Source organism: SAR324 cluster bacterium, assembly GCA_015232315.1.
Taxonomy (GTDB): domain Bacteria; phylum SAR324; class SAR324; order SAR324; family NAC60-12; genus JADFZZ01.
On record JADFZZ010000005.1, the window covers coordinates 59,193 to 77,282 of the forward strand.

General features: G+C 43.7%; 13 protein-coding genes. 7 read left to right on the forward strand and 6 right to left on the reverse strand.

Annotation, left to right across the window (positions count from 1 at the left end):
• Positions 1-15: 15 nt before the first annotated feature.
• Both tsaB and tsaE read right to left on the reverse strand, forming a co-directional pair.
• Positions 16-654, reverse strand: coding sequence for a tRNA (adenosine(37)-N6)-threonylcarbamoyltransferase complex dimerization subunit type 1 TsaB (gene tsaB / locus HQM11_05925; protein MBF0350548.1), 639 nt, complete (start codon positions 652-654; stop codon positions 16-18).
• Entirely contained in the window at positions 635-1,150 is a 516-nt protein-coding gene (gene tsaE / locus HQM11_05930; GenBank protein ID MBF0350549.1) for a tRNA (adenosine(37)-N6)-threonylcarbamoyltransferase complex ATPase subunit type 1 TsaE, read from the reverse strand. Before tsaE ends, tsaB begins: the two co-directional genes overlap by 20 nt.
• A 6-nt stretch (positions 1,151-1,156) precedes the next feature.
• Here tsaE and HQM11_05935 point away from each other — a divergent pair, with 6 nt between their 5' ends.
• Together HQM11_05935 and HQM11_05940 are read left to right on the forward strand one after the other, a co-directional pair.
• On the forward strand, positions 1,157-1,783 hold the full coding sequence (locus HQM11_05935; GenBank protein MBF0350550.1) for a hypothetical protein: 627 nt from the start codon (positions 1,157-1,159) through the stop codon (positions 1,781-1,783).
• Positions 1,784-2,026: 243 nt separating this feature from the next.
• Positions 2,027-6,154 carry a response regulator gene (locus HQM11_05940; protein ID MBF0350551.1) on the forward strand — a complete coding sequence of 1,376 codons (4,128 nt, stop codon included), beginning with the start codon at positions 2,027-2,029 and terminating at the stop codon, positions 6,152-6,154.
• A gap of 5 nt (positions 6,155-6,159) precedes the next feature.
• Here HQM11_05940 and HQM11_05945 read toward each other — a convergent pair whose 3' ends face one another.
• Positions 6,160-7,197: a peptidoglycan DD-metalloendopeptidase family protein gene (locus HQM11_05945; protein ID MBF0350552.1), complete on the reverse strand. Its 1,038-nt coding sequence runs from the start codon at positions 7,195-7,197 to the stop codon at positions 6,160-6,162.
• On the opposite strand from HQM11_05945, the gene dnaG reads away from it, so the two are divergent.
• Positions 7,196-8,929, forward strand: a complete 1,734-nt coding sequence (dnaG, locus tag HQM11_05950; GenBank protein ID MBF0350553.1) for a DNA primase — start codon at positions 7,196-7,198, stop codon at positions 8,927-8,929. The genes HQM11_05945 and dnaG overlap by 2 nt on opposite strands.
• 24 nt (positions 8,930-8,953) lie before the next feature.
• Positions 8,954-10,753 (forward strand): RNA polymerase sigma factor RpoD, encoded by a 1,800-nt coding sequence (gene rpoD / locus HQM11_05955; protein MBF0350554.1) that lies wholly within the window; start codon positions 8,954-8,956, stop codon positions 10,751-10,753.
• A 29-nt stretch (positions 10,754-10,782) separates the two neighbouring features.
• Here the strand turns inward: rpoD and HQM11_05960 are convergent, their stop codons facing one another.
• The 3 genes from HQM11_05960 to HQM11_05970 form a co-directional block, all read right to left on the reverse strand.
• Positions 10,783-11,517, reverse strand: a complete 735-nt coding sequence (locus tag HQM11_05960) for an START domain-containing protein (protein MBF0350555.1) — start codon at positions 11,515-11,517, stop codon at positions 10,783-10,785.
• Between the two features lie 155 nt (positions 11,518-11,672).
• Positions 11,673-14,384: a PDZ domain-containing protein gene (locus HQM11_05965; protein ID MBF0350556.1), complete on the reverse strand. Its 2,712-nt coding sequence runs from the start codon at positions 14,382-14,384 to the stop codon at positions 11,673-11,675.
• Positions 14,385-14,395: 11 nt separating this feature from the next.
• Entirely contained in the window at positions 14,396-15,397 is a 1,002-nt protein-coding gene (locus tag HQM11_05970) for a diguanylate cyclase (protein MBF0350557.1), read from the reverse strand.
• Positions 15,398-15,509: 112 nt separating this feature from the next.
• Here HQM11_05970 and HQM11_05975 point away from each other — a divergent pair, with 112 nt between their 5' ends.
• From HQM11_05975 to grpE, 3 genes are all read left to right on the forward strand, one after another.
• Positions 15,510-16,142: a hypothetical protein gene (locus tag HQM11_05975; protein MBF0350558.1), complete on the forward strand. Its 633-nt coding sequence runs from the start codon at positions 15,510-15,512 to the stop codon at positions 16,140-16,142.
• A gap of 233 nt (positions 16,143-16,375) precedes the next feature.
• Entirely contained in the window at positions 16,376-17,431 is a 1,056-nt protein-coding gene (hrcA, locus tag HQM11_05980) for a heat-inducible transcription repressor HrcA (GenBank protein MBF0350559.1), read from the forward strand.
• Positions 17,432-17,438: 7 nt separating this feature from the next.
• Positions 17,439-18,086: a nucleotide exchange factor GrpE gene (gene grpE / locus HQM11_05985; protein ID MBF0350560.1), complete on the forward strand. Its 648-nt coding sequence runs from the start codon at positions 17,439-17,441 to the stop codon at positions 18,084-18,086.
• The last annotated feature ends 4 nt before the right edge of the window (positions 18,087-18,090 follow it).

Genomic DNA, 18,090 nt, shown 5'->3' on the forward strand with positions numbered 1-18,090 from the left:
CAGTGCAGGATACTATCAGGCGTCTTGCTTGATATACAATGGCTGAATGGCTGAAAGTGGTGGCGCTCCTGAAATTTCATACTGCTGTTTCCCCAATAGTGACAGCATATACGCATCAGGCACAGGATATTGGAGCATCGCTGAAACAGGAGGATTTTTTATTGTAAGGCTGTTGGTTGCAATACTGTAAAAAATGGCAGGATATTCCTCAGATTCAGACACAGCATCCAGGCTTTTCAGGCCAATGTCTGTCTGTTGCGTCAGTTGACCGTTGTCCCTGATAAAACGCGCATGAAACACTTCTTTGGCATGGCAATTCAGAAATGCATCACAGGTTGGTGACGACATCAGCGATGCCAGTACCTGCAAGGAGTTTATGCCAATCAACGGTTTGTGGTTGACCATTGCCAGTGTTTTGGCGGCAGTCATGCCGATGCGAACGCCAGTGTATGAACCCGGACCTGTGGCTGTAACAATCAGATCCATCTGTTGAATAGCCATTTTCAGATTCTGAAACAGCTCATCCAATGCCTGAAAAATAATTTTTGAACTTCTTTTTTTGCATTTGGAATAATAGTTTGCCAGAAGCATGTCATCGCTGACAATACAGATCCCCAGATAATCAAACGCCGTATTAATTGCCAGAATATTCATCAGAACCGTTGTCCGAGGGGGTTGTGTCTTGTCGTAATGACTGAAAAATTTCGCCAAATCCGGCATGACTGCTTTCAAGTGTGAGTTGACGTCCGTGTCCATGGAATGAAAAATTGAGCCAAAGTACAGGGTCATCCATCAGAAATGGAAATAACAGATCAGGCCATTCTACAAGAGTGATTCCGTCTGACGCGATCAGATCTTCCCGGTCAAAATCATCCAGTTGAGGATGAGGTGAAGACGATAATCGGTAGAGATCCACATGAAACACAGGATATCGGCCTGAGTACACATTGACAATGGTGTAGGTGGGTGAAATCACCACATCCGGATTCACAGACAAAGTTTGACAGATACTTTTACATATTGTTGTTTTTCCAGAACCCATCTCCCCCTTTAGCAAAAGCACATCGCCAGGTTTGAGACATGAGCCGATACATTGTCCAGCCTGCCACGTCTCTTCAGGGGTTTTCAATAACATTGTATAGCTTTCCATGAACCGATGCCTCAAGGATTATTAACTTTTCATAATGTTTCACATGGTCTGGATGATCAATGGGATATCCGGAATCTGACATGGGAAATCGGGCGGGGTGACAGGATCAAAATCATTTGTGACCAGCCTGAACAAGCACGCGTATTATGGAAATTGCTTGAACTAAAGCTCAAGCCAAAAGACGGTTGGATTGAGGCCTCGTCTTCGTTCTCTATTTATTCAGATCAACTCTTGATCTCTCGGGTAAATTTTGAAAAAAACATGTATCAGAACCTGGAATCTCGTCGCTTTTCAGATCAGGTATGGGTTCATGATCGTCGACACCACGTGCATGGAATGCTGGAATTTATGGAGATTGAAATCCCCTACAGAAGATGTCCGTTAGCCGAAGTGCCTGAACAGGTTTTATGGAGATTCATCGCGGTGTTGTTCATTGTGACATCCACAAAAATACTGCTTGGGCAAACCCTTGTCACACGAACTGACCCGCTGATTATGACGCTTCTGGAACAATGGAGTCCGCATTTTCAGGGAAGTCTGGTGTTTTTTGGAAATTCAGGGACAGTGCTTCCTTTTTGCAAAACAGTCCTGAAAATTTCCGCATCCGGTTTGCCGCACATCGAATCCGTATGAGAAATTTTGTCACTTCCCCTTGGAAAAATTTTTCTAAAATGTAACAAACAAACTGGAAGGTAAATCCATACCGGACATACATGCCTTCATGCCCCTGACTGGCTCATGAAATTATACTGTTTTCCGGAATATGAATGTGATCCGGAAAATTTTAACAATTAGAGACTTAGGCCTGAAATGTTTCAGTTTTTTCGTATTCTCGTGAGTTTTCTTCTGTTTACAGGAATTGTGGGAAACCTTGTAATGGCGAATTCTCTCGCCAATAGTACCTTGGCCTCCCAGGGAGTTCTTGATTTGACCGGATATGATTTTGATCAGTCGGGCTTACTGAAATTCAAGGGCGAATGGGAGTTTTACTGGAATCAACTTCTGTCACCTGAAGATTTCCTAAACTCATCGCCTGTAAAAACAGGATGGATGCATCTTCCCGGAATCTGGAATGATTACGAACTGGACGGAAAAAAGCTTTCCGGACTGGGATACGCAACCTACCGATTGAAAATCAAAGTATCCTCGACAGAGCCTGTTTATGCTGTGAAAATGCTATCTGTGGCAACCGCCTATAAATTATGGGTCAATGGAAAACTCATGGCTTCGGCCGGAGAAACCGGCATCTCCAAAGAAACAATGAAGCCCAAATATCTCCCGCAATCCAAAGCCTTTGCGACGGATACGAATGAGATCGAACTGGTATTGCAGGTATCCAATTTTTACCATCTGAAAGGTGGGGTTTGGGAAACTGTCAGTTTTGGACTGGCATCGCATATTGAAAAATTCAAATTCGGTCAACTCACCACAGATCTATTTTTGTTTGGCAGCATCTTTGTCATGTCCCTGTACCATTTCGGGTTGTACGCTTTGCGCAGAAAAGAGCTGTCAACCCTGTATTTTGGCTTGTTCTGCTTAATGATTTCAATTCGTACCATTATCATGGGTGAGCGATTTCTGGTTATTTCCCTGCCTGATCTTTCCTGGTTTATCACCGCCAAACTTGAGTATGTGTCATTTTTTCTGGCTGTTCCTCTTTTTTCTATGTTTATTCAGTTTTTATATCCAGAGGATTTCCCCCAAAAAATATTAAGGGTTATTCAGGGAATCGGTTTTCTGGCATCATTCCTTGTTTTGGTAACCCCGCCGATTCTCTTCACGCAACTCACTATATCGTATCAGATATTCACTCTGGTTACCTGTCTGATCAGTATTTATGTGCTGGTCCGTGCTGTGACTAAAAAACGTGAGGGTGCGCGTATTTTTGTAGGTGGATTTCTGATCATGTTCTGCGCGATCATCAATGATATTCTGCATCACAATCAGATCATTTCATCCGATGACATGACACCTCTCGGATTGTTCGTTTTCATATTTTCCCAGTCTTTCCTGCTTTCACTGAGGTTTTCCCAGGCATTTTTCACCGTGGAAGAGCAATCCCAACGATTGATGGTTCTGGATAAATTGAAAGATGACTTTCTGGCCAACACATCCCATGAATTACGAACTCCGCTCAATGGTATCATTGGTTTGGGGGAGTCGATTCTGGATGGAGCCAAAGGCCCTGTTTCTCCGGGGCTGGCTCATGACATCCATATCATTGTCCAGAGCGGCAAAAGATTGTCCAATCTGGTCAATGACATTCTGGATTTTTCCAAAATGAAACATTCGGAACTTCAACTTCAACTGAAACCTGAAAATATCAAACAAACCATTGAACTGGTACTGACCATTTCCAAGACGCTGGTGGGAACCAAACCCCTACGACTCTCCAGCAAAATGCCTGAAGATATGCCGTTGGTTCTGGCTGATCATAATCGGTTGCAGCAAATTTTGTACAATTTGATTGGGAACGCAATCAAGTTCACCCACGAAGGGCAGGTCGAAGTGAATGTCAGAGTAGAACAACAGTTTGTTCATATTGATATTGTGGACTCGGGAATTGGAATTCCCGCAAATAAACTGGACCAGATCTTTATCTCCTTTGAACAGGTAGATGGTTCAACCGCGCGCGAATATGGCGGCACAGGACTGGGACTTTCCATCACTAAACAACTGGTTGAAGCCCATGGTGGAAAAATTTCTGTAACCAGCAAAATGGGTGAAGGTTCAGTTTTTTCGTTTTACCTGCCTGTCACCTCAGAACAGGAAGTCCAGGATACATCCTATTCGGATCTCACCAGGGAAAAGTATCAGATGCCTGATACCGTCTTGATTGATGAAATGGATGAGATTCCGAATGCATCCGGTTTGAAACAAAAAACGATCCTGGTTGTTGATGATGAGCCTGTGAACCTGCAAGTGCTCAAAAATTTGCTGACCCTCAGGAATTTCAGGGTGCTCACGGCACAGGATGGTTTTAGCGCACTTGAACTCATTGAAAAACAACTCCCGGATCTGGTCATACTTGATGTCATGATGCCACGGATGAGCGGTTATGAAGTGTGTGAGAAAATCAGGGAAACACATCAATCCTCAACACTGCCAATCGTCATGCTCACTGCCAAGAATCAGGTCAATGATCTGGTTCAGGGATTAAACAGCGGTGCGAATGATTATCTCAACAAACCTTTTTTTAAGGAAGAATTGCTTGCAAGGGTGGACACACATCTGGAGTTATCAGAAATCAACACTGCCTTTTTGCAGGCCAACCACCGGTTGAAATTGCTGTTGCAGGGCACTCGAGAAATCGCTGAAGCCAATGATAAATTTCACACAATGATCAATGCCGCGAATTCCATATTGTCTGAATTGCCTGTTTTGGAGAACGCCACAGCCCATCTTTATTTTGGAGAGAATAATCTTTCTTCCGGGAATCAATATACTTATTTCGGGTTTCCATTGAATTATGAACCATTCCCTCATGTAAAAATGGATTCTATTAAAGAAACAAAGCACCTGAATTGTTCTGCCATGCCGGCATTAATTCAGGAATCTTTTGATTCGGGAAACACACAAACATTTCTGCATGAACAAACACTGTATATTCCGCTAGGACATCGGGACCATCATCTGGGTGCGATCATGATTGAAGGCATTGATCATCACCTTATCCATGACGACTTGAAGGAATTTATTGACACCTTGGCCTATTCGCTGTCTGTCGCATTGGAAGACCTGAGTTTTGTGGTTGAACTGGAAAAGAAAGTTCTGGATCGAACACGACAACTGAATGAATCGCTCCATCAGGTTGAACAGCAAAATACGACGCTGTTGGCGAGCAACCGCAAACTTGAAGACCTCAACCAGACCAAGGAACAACTTCTCAAGCGTCTGAGTGAACTTTACAACACACAATTGGCTGATTTAACCGATGTTTTGGACCTGATTCAGATTGGTAACGGGGATCTCAAAGCCATGGTCCGTCAGGCCATCAGGGATGCGCATGAAATCAAGCAGTCATTGCGTCCTGTCACGTCACTGTATGTGTCAGAACAGGCGATCAGGAGTAAAAAAGTGCTCCTGGCTGAAACAGATAAAAAACAACAGATGCTTGCGAAAATGGCATTGGGTGGCACCGGAGTGGAACTGGATATAGTTTCAACGATTGAGCAGGGCAAAGAACAACTGGAGGCTTCCGTCTATGATATTCTGTGTATTAATTCAGAACTGATTGAACTGTCTGAAATCGCGCATCAATGTTCTCCAAATACAAAATCAGTGTTCATGACATCAGAAAGCGCCTCCACTTATTTACAGATATTGGATCGGTATCCGTTTCTTTCCAATATCGTATCTCGCAACGAGGAGGACCGAACCTTCACGCTGAAAAACATTTTCACAACGGTTAGCAAACTGATCAGTCAAGATCTGTTTGGCTTTGAAAAATATCTGAGTTGGGGTGTGGATGCCCAGCAGTATCCTGTGATCAACAGTGATTCACGACATAAACTTACAGATGGAATGGAAGACTATTTTAACCATTTGGGTGTGCGCAAAATGATCCTTAACAAATGCGTCATGGTGGCAGAAGAACTGTTGATGAACGCAATCTATGACGCACCTTCCGATGCTATGGGCAAAGCCCTGTATAATCATTTGCCGAGAACAGTGCCTGTCGAATTGAAACCGGAAGAACAAGGCCTGTTTCGGTATGCCTGTGATGGTTTGCTGCTTTCCGTCTCTGTTGAGGATCCCTTTGGCGGACTGGGCCGACAAACGATTCTGGAATATCTGAAAAGCTGTTATGAAGGTCGTGCGGGCTCACTCAACAAAGATAAAGGCGGAGCAGGAAGAGGTCTGTTTCAGATCATTGAAGCGTCTGATCTCGTTGTGATCAATGTCAAACAAGGTGTCAAAACTGAAGTGATTTCAATTTTTAATCTGGATCCCGGAAAATCAAAGAATGAAAAAAATACATCCCTTCATTATTTCTATGCGTAATGAAATCAATGTGAATAACTGTTCTTTTTAAGCCATTTCAGCGGATTCAAGGCGATTCCATCTACATGAAGTTCAAAATGTATCTGAAACTGCCGGGTTACAGAGTCCTCACCAGCCTGCCCCAGCAAATCGGCCTCATCGACAAAAGAACCTTTAACCACATCGGTATTTTTAAGTCCGCCATAAATGGAATAGGTTTCTTTGCCGTGATCAATAATGACCAGTTTACCAGGCTCCGAGACAACGTCAGCAAATACCACTTTGCCCGGTGCGACCGCAAAGACCGGGGCATCTGCCGCTGTCAAAACCATGATTCCATGGGATTGATTCATTCGGGCCTGAGGGTGTTTTCCGGCAGTGCCATACAATTGAATCAAACGACCTTCAACTGGTGGCGGAAGACGGCCCTTCAAGGGATAAAGTCCTTTGGTTTTGTTCAGGTTTTTTGCGAGTTTAATCTGTTTTTCAAGATATTCCGTGTCACGCTGGAGTTGAGACAGATTGGAAAGAATGTCTTTCAGGTATTCTTCATAAATCTGTGAATCTTCTTGCAAAACTTGCAATTGCTGAGAGCTCCAGAGTTTGGTGTTCAATCCTGCGGTATTCTGCTTCAGAATGGATTCAATGCGTTGGATTTCTGCTTTGAAAAGCTCCCGGATTGCATGATTCAATGCTGGATTAGGCGAAAAGACAATGCTTCCCGGTTTTGAAAGAATCTGATAATTCAGAGACAATTGTGCGGAACGTGTAGGTGGATCAAGAGACAAGGAGAGACCGGGAATAATCACTGCGCCCGAAGAAAGGGCGTTTATCTGGGCCTGCCCGGTTTTATATAAGTCATGGTTTTGGTTGAGATGATTTTCAATCTCCTGTTTTCGGAGAATCATTGTCTGAATTGTTTCTTTCTTGATTTTCAATTGTGAGCGCAACTCTTTCGTTACATCATCACTTGCCGCGGAACAATTCATGGTTGTGACTGAAAACAACAGGTAGAGAATCAGCAACGGATGACATTTTTTAATCAGGAATAAAGAATATTTCATGAAAGTTGACCGTCATCAGGTTCGCGAAATCGTGGACCAAACAGATATTTTGCAATTGATCCAGGACAAAGGTGTTGCTTTAAAAAGATCAGGCAGCAGTTTCATGGGCTTATGTCCGTTTCATTCTGAAAAAAGCCCCTCCTTTTCGGTTCATCCTCAAAAGGGGTTTTTCCATTGCTTTGGCTGTAGTGCCAGTGGCGATGCCATTGAGTTTCTCAAAAAACACGATCGTCTGACCTTTATGGAGGCCGTCAAGGAACTGGCTGACCGTGCGGGAATTACCCTTGAACTGTCGCAGGAGGCTTCCAGCAACCAGGATCATGGTTTCAGGTGTTTAGGTCTGACCGCTGAATTTTATCGCAATCAGCTTCAACTCCCTCAAGGTGACAATGCCCGACAATATCTGCAATCACGGCAGGTATCTGAAGCACTTCAACAGCACTTTATGTTGGGGTACGCGCCCTCCGGATGGCAGACGTTGATTCAGCATCTTCAAGCAAACAAAATTCAGCCACAGGATATGCTCCAGACAGGAATTGCAAAAACTTCTCCCAAGGGCGGTGGCAATTATGATTATTTCCGGGACCGACTGATATTCCCCATCCGTGATATCAAGGGACGTTGTATTGGATTTGGTGGCAGAATCATGGTGCAGGACCCTAAACAGGCCAAATACCTGAACTCGCCCGACAGTCGCTATTATAATAAAAGTCAGGTGCTGTATGGTGTGTTTGAAGGTCTGGAAAGTATCCGCAGGAAAAAAGAAATGATTTTTGTAGAAGGCTACATGGACGTCATTCGCATGCATGCGTTTGGCTACACCCACGCCGTTGGTATCTGCGGAACCGCCCTGACCTCTGATCACCTGCGTATGATACAACGTTATGTGGATCAGATCATCGTGTTGTTAGATGGAGATCAGGCCGGAAAAAACGCGGCATTACGGAGTATGCCTCTTCTGCTGGCATCGCCCTTGAGAACCAGAGTCGTGGTATTGCCTGAGAAAGAAGATCCTGACAGTTTTTTATTGAAATATGACAAATCCGCTCTGGAGCGTTTATTGGACCAGGCTGAACCCGCTTTGGATTTTTTAGTGCAACAAACGCTTGCCAAACATGGCATGGATGTGCAAGGACGTACTAGAGCTCTTGAAGAACTGGTGCCCGTAATGAACCAGATTCCGCATGAACTGGCGAGGCAGAATGCCCTGGTAGGGCTGGCGGAGCGATTGAAGATTTCTGTACAAAGTATCATGAAACGATCTGAACCTTTGCAATCGGAAAAAAATTATGGTATCGTTCTCGGTTTATCTTCGCAGGAAGAGGATTTGACAGAAAAAAGGCTGTTGCACGCGTTGTTGTCAGAACGTTCATTGATCCATGTGGCTCGACAACACTTAAAGCCTTCCGAATTCCAGACCACTATTTTTCAGTCAATTTATACAGAATTACTCAATCTACCGGAACAACAATTTCTGGAGCAATCTATTCAATCATTTGAAAAAATGATTCCCAAACTGTATTCCAAATTGTTAGAAGTGTATTTAGAAAATTTTTTGAAAGAAAATCCTGAAGCGCAATTCAGAAAAGATCTACGCAACATGAAGGAACGTCCATTGCGAAAATTGTATGATATCAGAATCAATTCTGCTGATGTCGTTGAACGTTTGAGCGCACGTAAGGATCTGGAAGAACAATTACAAAAACTCAATGAGTTATTTCCATCACGCTAAGTTTGTTAACATAGGATTTCTGTTATGAAACCAATTATCGTAGAACAGACTGAGGTCACTCAAGATCAGGCACGGCTGATTAAAGAGCTCATCGCTGAAGGCCGTGAAAAAGGCTTTGTAACCCTGGATGACATCAATTCCTATCTCAGCAATGAAATTCCTTCTCAGGAAAAACTGGAACGAATTTTCAGTATCTTAGCCGAGATTGATATTGAAATTGTTGATTCCAATAAAAAGATCAACCTGGGAAACATGGACAGCCCCGTAGATCAAGAAACGGATCTGATTGAGAAGGAAGAACTCGATCTGGCCCCCGGTATTGACACGTCAACCGATGATCCTGTGCGGATGTACCTTCGCGAAATGGGCAGTATTGAGCTGTTGACCCGAGAAGGTGAAGTCGAGGTTGCGCAGGAAATTGAGGAAGGACAATACGAGCTGATTAAAATATTCGCACGTTCCAACCTTATCCTGAATTATCTGTTCGATTTATGCAAAAAACTTAAGCACAATCAGGTGAAAGCACGTCACATTGTTTCTGGTCTTGATGAAGAGGACAATCTGATTGAGGACGAAGAAGCCGCAACAGTGCGTGTGATTGAATTGCTCGATAAGTGTCAGGAAGAATATGACAACATTCAGAAAATTCTTGCCAAAGTTACCGCCAGAGGCGTGTCGGAAAAACAAAAAGCCGAAATTGATCAATTATACCGGCAGATCGAGGAGATCATCAGAAACATCAATTTTAATTCCCGGCAGATTGAGAGCATGTGCAATGTCATGTTCAAACATAAAGATAAAATTGATCTGACCATCAAACAGCTCAATAAGTACATTCACGACCTGAAAATTCCGCTGGAGGAAGCGGACGAGCTTTTTTCACAGTGGAAAAACGCCAAAGGTGTCAAAAACAAGGAAAAAATCGCCCTCGACATACAAGAGGTTGCCAAAAGGCGATTTAATATTGTGCGCCGTACTTATGAAAAAATTGAAGCATGCCGTAACCGGAAAAGTTTTATGATGGAACGGACAGCGTTGACCTGGGAAGCGTTCCAAAAGGAAGTGGCCTTTCTGCGAAGGGCAGAGCGACGTGTTAAAATCGCGAAAAGCAAGCTGGTTGAAGCCAATTTGAGGTTGGTGATCAGTATCGCCAAAAAATACACAAACCGGGGGCTTCAATTTCTGGATCTGATTCAGGAAGGGAACATTGGTCTGATGAAAGCCGTGGACAAATTTGAATATCGTCGTGGATATAAATTTTCCACCTACGCGACCTGGTGGATTCGACAATCCATCACTAGGGCCATTGCGGATCAGGCTCGAACCATCCGGATTCCTGTCCACATGATTGAGACCATCAATAAATTATCCAGAACATCACGGGCACTGATTCAGGAATTTGGACGTGAAGCAACACCGGAAGAATTGGCTGAACACATGCAAATGCCGCTGAACAAAGTACGAAAAGTGCTTAAAATCGCCAAAGAACCCATTTCGCTGGACACACCGATCGGAGATGATGATGATTCACAGTTGAAGGATTTTATCGCTGATGAAAAAGCTACAAATCCCGGTGATGTGGCCGCTTATGGAAACTTGAGCGAATTGACGCGCTTCGCCTTGGGAACGCTCACGCCTCGTGAAGAAAAAGTGTTGCGGATGCGCTTTGGGATTGATGAAAACAAAGATCACACGCTGGAAGAAGTCGGGCAGGATTTTGATGTCACCCGGGAGCGAATTCGGCAGATTGAAGCAAAGGCACTTCGTAAACTCAGACACCCCACAAGAAGCAAATTGCTTCGTTCTTTCTATGATGGGAATTAACAGACGGGCCCCAAGGCCCGTTTTTCAAATTACCATTCCTTAACAGCCCACCCAATTGGTGATCCTTCGGGAGAAAATTCAAACGCCGCGGTTTGATATTTTTTCTGCATGATTTCTTTTTTCAGATTTTTCAGAGTATTCATCGGCATTTCAACCAGCAGCGCATTCACCAGACTGGTTGGAATACTGCCGCCGGGGACAGTATGCAGTCTCCATGTGATTTCAGTTTGTCCATCACCAACATCCAGGATTCGATAATACCCTTGAGAAAAGGGCACACGAACATTATCGCTGTCAGAAGAGGGGTATTCGTACTTGGCATCAGCCTCTGTTGAGACAATAATCGCTTTGGTTTCCGCTTCCTGTGTAATCACCGAATGAATCACAACATCCCTGTCATCCACAGGCCAAGGCAAATCACTCACCTGATAAATATAACGCTCGGTAAAGCTGAGCAATTTGATCAGTTTTGCTTCCGCGCATTTATCAATCCATTTTGTATAAGAAGGTGTGTCATCCAGCATGGCGAGAACGCTCGCAACCGAGGTTTTCAAAGTAACAACCCCCTTAAACTCGTCATAATCAGACCCCGGAACCTTTTGCACAAAGACCTTGATTCCATCTTTCTCATCTTTCAACTCCCATTCCGCACGAACAACCTGCCCCCACAATCCGCTTAACAGCAGACTGATCAACAAGACCAGCAACCCGGTCCGCACATGCTGTTTCAATGGATGAGTCAAACTAATGGCTTTTGCTTTCATACTCCCCCTTCTGAAAGGATTAAAAAATCTGTTTTTTGGGATACAAATTGTTTGTTAGCGTTTTCCTCTCTGTTTGACAAGATAGAGAATGTTGAAAACGTCACAAAATCTGGAACTTGATAGTGCTTGTGGATTTTTCATCAGAAAACAGATTTTTATGGATGAGGACTTTCCATTTTCCAGATCTGAAGTTCTTGTCTCACTGTCAGAAAATCTGCATCACGACCAACCACCAGTATCTGGTTGTATCCGGAGTTGAGATGGATTCGGGTGGAAAAGGGTAGGGTTTTAACAGCGGATTGCGCCGCGGAATAATAAATTTTCTTTGAGTTGACCAAAACATACACATCCTTGACCGCAGAATCATCCTCAAGCTGTCCCTTGAGCACAACTGTTGCCTCATCGGTGGCAGGCAGCAGCAATTCCTCCTGACGATCTGTCATCAACTGACCGGAAATCACAGGTGATTCAAAACCATGAGCATCAGGGAGTTTCTCCCCGAAAGCATATTCAACACGCATCTGATTGCCGACAGACGATGCTGTCGCAACTTCTATCTGTAGTTTATGTTGCACAGGCACATGGGGGGGGAGCTTTATCAATAGGGCTTGAGCTTCACCATGTGAAAGATGCTCCAATCGTTTTTCCAGCGTCTCATCCGCAGACCCGGTTGATCTAAGAAAGAGGCTGACATTTACATTGTCCGCATCGGCGCCTTTATTCATTATTTTAAATTCCAAAGCTGTCGTTTCATCAGCCTGAATGATGCCATCACTGTTTCCCTGACTGTTTAGTGTGCCATCATCGAAACCGGTGAGGGTTATTTGATAATGGGGCTTTCCCGGGATATTGAATTTCAAGAAATGTTGTGTTTCTGATAGTTCTTTCAAATCATGATTCAATAACATGAAACGGATTGATTCAAAATGATGAATCAGTTCAGGATCTACAGAAAATGTATATTGCCGCTTGAGGGTTTGTTGCGGTCCAATCAAACCCACTGGAAATTCAAGTTGATCAAACGCCGGATTACGGCTTTCAGTTTTAACCAGTAACCGATGAATCGGAGTGGTCTCCTTGTTGGTTACCGATACCGACACTTGTAACACTGATTGCCTGGAAATGATTTTATCAATAGATTGCCATTCCTGTTCAGGGGAATCAGGTCGCCACTTCAGTTCTGTTGCGAATGAAACAGCAGGCCTTGAGACAGGTTCTGATGCGATTGACCAGTCCGTATCCTTTGAAGAAAGGGATTGAATAATCAAATCCTGTTGCCGTTGTTGCTCATCCCCCGCAACCTCTAGCGATGTTTCCAGCAAGGATTTCTGAGGATCATGCAATTTGATGGCGGCAGCCAATATTCTTTCAGCCAGTTGCACATAAGCATCGTTTTCAAGCTCGTCAATAGAAAGTCGGATTGTGTCCGAATTGGCAGGTGTTGCATCATAACTGCTGTCAATGTATTGCAGAACCATGTCTGGCATGACTGGTTTTAATTCCGGAATCACAGAGGCGTTGGCTGGTGTGCGGGGCGTCAGTCGAAGGGGTGTGAATGTTACTGGCGACATTAAAATATGGGGTGTGACACCAATGGTTTGTATCGAAAGATTCCCGGGGGTCAGATAATGGGCAATTGTCAGTTTCAAGGCTGCTTCAGGGGTTAGTTCCCACACCGACTGCACAGAGCCCTTGCCAAAAGTGGTATCACCGATCAGCACCGCACGATGATTATTTTTCAATGCCGCTGATACAATTTCAGAGGCTGAGGCACTGCCATGATTGATGAGGATCACCAATGGTAAACGGGTTAACTCCTTATGAACAATGGGGCGATGCGCATAATAAATCTGGGGATCAGCATTACGACTGTTGACAGAGACAATCATCATTTTTTCAGGCAAGAACATATCACTTACCTGTATGGCCTGCTCCAACAAGCCTCCGGGATTGTTCCTCAGATCCAGTATGATTCCACGGATGTCTGGATTTTCTGACAAATGCTTTTTAAGCTCATGAGCAGTGCTGTCCTGAAAATTTTTGATTCGGGCATAGCTTAAATCTCCCGCAGGAGTGGGAATTGTCAATGCGTCAACACTGTTCAGTTTGATGGTTTCCCGTTTCAACTCAAAAACCAGAGCTTGGGGATGCCCCTTCCGCAGTATGTCCAGAACAATCGTGCTTTCTGGTGGACCACGGAGCAACTCAATCACTCTTGCCATACTCATATTGTCGGTATGCTCTCCGTTGATCCGGATAATATGGTCATAAGGCAATATGCCGGCTCGTGCGGCAGGACTCCGGGCAATTGGAGTGGTCACAATGAGGTGATTCTCTCTTAATTCCAGAACAATCCCAATACCCGCAAATTCGCCATCCGTATTGATTTTGAATTCCTGATAAATATCGTTAACCAACAGTGCTGAATAAGGATCCAGCGACTGAAGAATACCATTGATCAGCATGGACTCCACATCTGCCTGCTCCGCTCCCCAGGATTGTAATAATCCAAGAACCTGCTGTGCAAGGCGATGCACATCTTCCAGCGTCCGCAATGGGGTTGGCGGAAAAACATGCTGGTTGTTGCCAAAACGGAGAACCAGTGAATGTTGCTCCTGTTCCCCGGTCCATTCAAACAGCAATTCAGGAATCGTTCGTTCCAATTGCATGAGCCCTCCCTGAAGCATCACCGCAGGCATCAATTTTTGTGGTGACACATAATCAAGCTGTGTCCGCAATAGGGTTTCAGACAGAAGTTCTGAAGTGATATGCGATGATGATGGTTCTTGCGGGAGTTTAGAGGGGGCCGGTGTCAGGCATCCCTGATGCATGAAAATCACCAGTAAAAAAAAGAACAAACGGTACATATTATCTGATTTCAGGCAACAGGATTGATATTGAGTGAACCTGGAATGGTCTGATTCCGGCCTTTTGATTTTGCTTCATAAAGAGCTGTATCTGCGCTTTTGAGCAAACTATCGATCGTGAGATCCGAAGCTATATCATCTTGTACGGACGTCAGGCCAATGCTTGTGGTTATTTTTATTTGTTCCCGTTCAAAAATAAAAGTTGTGGACTCAACATCGCGGCGGATACGCTCCGCAATCACAAAAGACTCCAAAGGATTCATGTTTTGTATCAGAATCACAAACTCTTCACCTCCATAACGGGCCACGATGTCATGCTGTCGCAAATTTTTTCTAAGAATGGAGGCAAACAGTGTAAGAACATAATCACCACATTGATGGCCATACTTATCGTTGATGTGTTTAAAATGATCAATATCCAGCATCAACAAACTCAGTGATTTGGGATTACGTTTGATATAGGATACTTCCTGTATCAAGCGGTCTGTCAGATACCGTCTGTTGTAAATTCCGGTCAATGGATCTGTGATGGCCTGTTCCTGTAAAGCCAGCCTGGTCTGTTCCAAATCATGGTTTGCCCGGGTCAAGGTCTCATTCAGTCTTACCAGTTCCATATTTTTTTCCGCCAGTGAATCAAAGGCACGTTTCAACCGGATCATAACATGAACTTTGGCACGAAGTTCTGTATTGCTAAAAGGCTTGACAATATAGTCTTCTCCACCAATTGCTAGCCCTGTTGCCAGTGCTTCATCCGTTTTGAATTTTGCGGTCACAAACACAACAGGAATATAAGGAATATCGTTTCGCTGTTTGATGATACGGCAGACCTCAAATCCATCCATTTCGGGTATCTGGACATCCAGAAGGATCACATCGGGGTTCAGAATCGCAAGTTGATCCAATGCCTTACGCGGTTTTTGGAAGGTTATGATTTCATGATGATCTCGTGCCAGGATTTGAGATGCGACAAACAAATTGTCTTCTGAGTCATCAATAATAAGAACTTTACCCATAAGTGGCTCACAATTTATGCAACAAGATAAAATAGCATTTTTTCGTCCTGATTCAGTCAGAAGAATTCCAGACAAAATAATTACCCAACTAGAAGACAAACAATCAAACCTAATGAATGTTCGTTATGATGAATTGAGAGATATCTATAAAAAAAGACGATTCTGGCTACTGGTCTCTGTAGTTTTGAGCGCCTGGCTGTTTTTTCCTGTACTTTTCTGGTTCTGGTATCGTCGCCGTCTCAAGGAATGGAAGGCTGTTAAGTCGTTGGAGAAGCAGATGAAAAACTTTAAACAACAACGTACCTCCAAATTTTTCTGGCAAAAATGGATTCATAAAAAAAACAGGGTTCGGTCCTCCAGTTTTGAAGAACTGATCCGTTTTTACAAAACACTCATTGAAACAGCTCGCCAGTATAATTTAAGAATCGATTTGTTTGATTACCTGTTAGATCGTAAAAACAGGCAGTTGGATCCACCCTTCAGGGTAGAAGAACTGGAACAAATTGAGTTGACTTTTCAAAGGATCTACGATGAGTTGCGTAGTGCCCTGAATTTGCTGGATATTGCTGAGAGAAATCCTGACGTTGATTTGGTTTCATTGCTGAAAGACAAGTATGAATCCAGCCATGAATCTGCGGATTATATCGCCCAAACTGCTGATTTAGCAGGTTCTGGAGAACTGATTCAGGAATTACTGCTATTAGAGACAGAATTACATCGAGAAATGAAAAATCTGGCACAATGATTTTAAGCTGAGATATTCTCGTCATCGCCACCATGTCTGCTTATCTTTCTGAGTTGATTCCAGCATCTGAATTGTCTTCTGAAACAATACGCTAGAATTCCATAGAACATTTAGGCAAGGATATTTTTCTTGACTCGTCCTTTTTGTGATGTTAATCAAGTTAGCACTCTCACTCAGTGAGTGCTATCACCCTTCTTGAGGGGAAGTTTCAGTGAAATTGATCAAAGAGGCACATGGCAAAGGGGATGGCATCTGACATTGATGAGCGAACGGAAAAAGTACTACGGGGGCTTGTTGACAGTTATATCCTGACATCAGAACCTGTTGGTTCCCGGACATTGTCAAAAAGCCTGGATATAGCGCTTTCACCGGCAACAATCCGAAATATCATGGCTGATCTGTCAGAGTTAGGGTATTTGAAGCAACATCACACTTCCGGTGGTAGAATTCCCACAGACAAGGCCTATCGGTTGTATGTGGATTCAATGATTGTCGCGAATGACCTTCCCAGAGGGATTCAGGATCGTATTAGGGATTTATCCTTGCAGGGGTCTGCCAAGGTTGAGGATCTGCTGGTCAGCACCACCAGAATTCTTGCGGGGTTGACGCAGTTTGTGTGTGTTATTTCCGCGCCAAAAGCAGAATCCAGCTTGTTACAGCGGATCGAGTTCATCAAGATCAGTTCACAGAAAATTCTGGTCATATTGATCACAAAGTCAGGAATTATTCGTAATAAAATTATTGATTCGCCAGATGCCCTGTCGCAGGATTTTCTTAATTCAGTTGCGATGTTTCTCAATGAGCAGTTCCATAACAAATCTCTGGTTCAGATACGTAACAGTATTCTGGAAAAAATGATTGAGGATAAGGAACGTTATGACCGCTTGTTGGCCCAGGCTGTCCGTCTGGGAAAGAAAGCCTTTGAGGTGGAAGACAGTCCTCAGGTTTTTCTGGAAGGACAGATGAACTTGCTTCTCAATGAAAAATTACAGCGTCGCGAAACCATAAAATCGGTGCTCGACGCATTCGACCACCAGACCGTCGTGATGGATTTGCTCGAATCGACATTACATGCGGATGGTATCCAGATTTATATTGGTATGGAAAACCATTTTGAGGAATTCAAGGATTACTCATTGATCACTGCCGGATATGGTGGTGACAATAACGTGCTTGGATTTGTGGGAGTTGTAGGACCTACATGCATGGATTATCAACGGATTATTCCAGTAGTGGATTATACCGCGAAAATCCTGTCTCGTACTATTTCAGAACGATCATACGAATAAAGGAGGTATGAAAGAAAATACTGAAAATGAGAACAACAGGGATTCTATGGAATCCGGTGATGTTTCCGTGGAATCACCTAAGGAGCGCACAGAAGACTTGCTGGATGACGAAGAAGCACAGGTTTCCGTGGAAAAACCTGAAAGCGTTTCAACAGTGGAAGAACCCTTGATTTCCATGGTAGAAAGACTACAGGATGCTGAAATGCGTGCCAATGACATGCAGGATCGATATTTGAGGCTTAATGCAGAATTTGAAAACTTCAAAAAACGCATTGCAAAAGAAAATGCTGACAAGCTTAAATATTATCATTCCAGCCTGATCAAGGATTTGTTGCCATCCATCGACAGCCTTGAACATGCGATTGAACATGCCAAAAAGAATGATACCAATGCTACGGCTATCCTGGAAGGCATACAAATGGTTTATAACATGATTCAGGATGTTCTGGGGAAGTTTGGTGTTTCCCGTGTAGAAGCCAAAGGGGAACTGTTTGATCCCAACAGGCACCAGGCGATTGGAATGGTGGAGACAGAGGAAGTGCCGGACAATCATGTGCTCGATATGTATCAACTTGGATATTTTTTGCATGACAGAATTGTTCGACCAGCCATGGTTCGCGTTGCTAAAAAAGTTGAAAAAACCTCAAATGAATAAAAAC

Bases quoted from the DNA above. Each gene is read 5' to 3' on its own strand.
- HQM11_05935 (MBF0350550.1), top strand. From the start codon at position 1,157: ATGCCTCAAGGATTATTAACTTTTCATAATGTTTCACATGGTCTGGAT.
- tsaE (MBF0350549.1), bottom strand. From the start codon at position 1,150: ATGGAAAGCTATACAATGTTATTGAAAACCCCTGAAGAGACGTGGCAG.
- dnaG (MBF0350553.1), top strand. From the start codon at position 7,196: ATGAAAGTTGACCGTCATCAGGTTCGCGAAATCGTGGACCAAACAGAT.
- tsaB (MBF0350548.1), bottom strand. From the start codon at position 654: ATGAATATTCTGGCAATTAATACGGCGTTTGATTATCTGGGGATCTGT.
- HQM11_05965 (MBF0350556.1), bottom strand. From the start codon at position 14,384: ATGTACCGTTTGTTCTTTTTTTTACTGGTGATTTTCATGCATCAGGGA.
- HQM11_05970 (MBF0350557.1), bottom strand. From the start codon at position 15,397: ATGGGTAAAGTTCTTATTATTGATGACTCAGAAGACAATTTGTTTGTC.
- HQM11_05945 (MBF0350552.1), bottom strand. From the start codon at position 7,197: ATGAAATATTCTTTATTCCTGATTAAAAAATGTCATCCGTTGCTGATT.
- HQM11_05960 (MBF0350555.1), bottom strand. From the start codon at position 11,517: ATGAAAGCAAAAGCCATTAGTTTGACTCATCCATTGAAACAGCATGTG.
- hrcA (MBF0350559.1), top strand. From the start codon at position 16,376: ATGGCAAAGGGGATGGCATCTGACATTGATGAGCGAACGGAAAAAGTA.
- HQM11_05940 (MBF0350551.1), top strand. From the start codon at position 2,027: ATGGCGAATTCTCTCGCCAATAGTACCTTGGCCTCCCAGGGAGTTCTT.
- rpoD (MBF0350554.1), top strand. From the start codon at position 8,954: ATGAAACCAATTATCGTAGAACAGACTGAGGTCACTCAAGATCAGGCA.
- grpE (MBF0350560.1), top strand. From the start codon at position 17,439: ATGAAAGAAAATACTGAAAATGAGAACAACAGGGATTCTATGGAATCC.
- HQM11_05975 (MBF0350558.1), top strand. From the start codon at position 15,510: ATGAATGTTCGTTATGATGAATTGAGAGATATCTATAAAAAAAGACGA.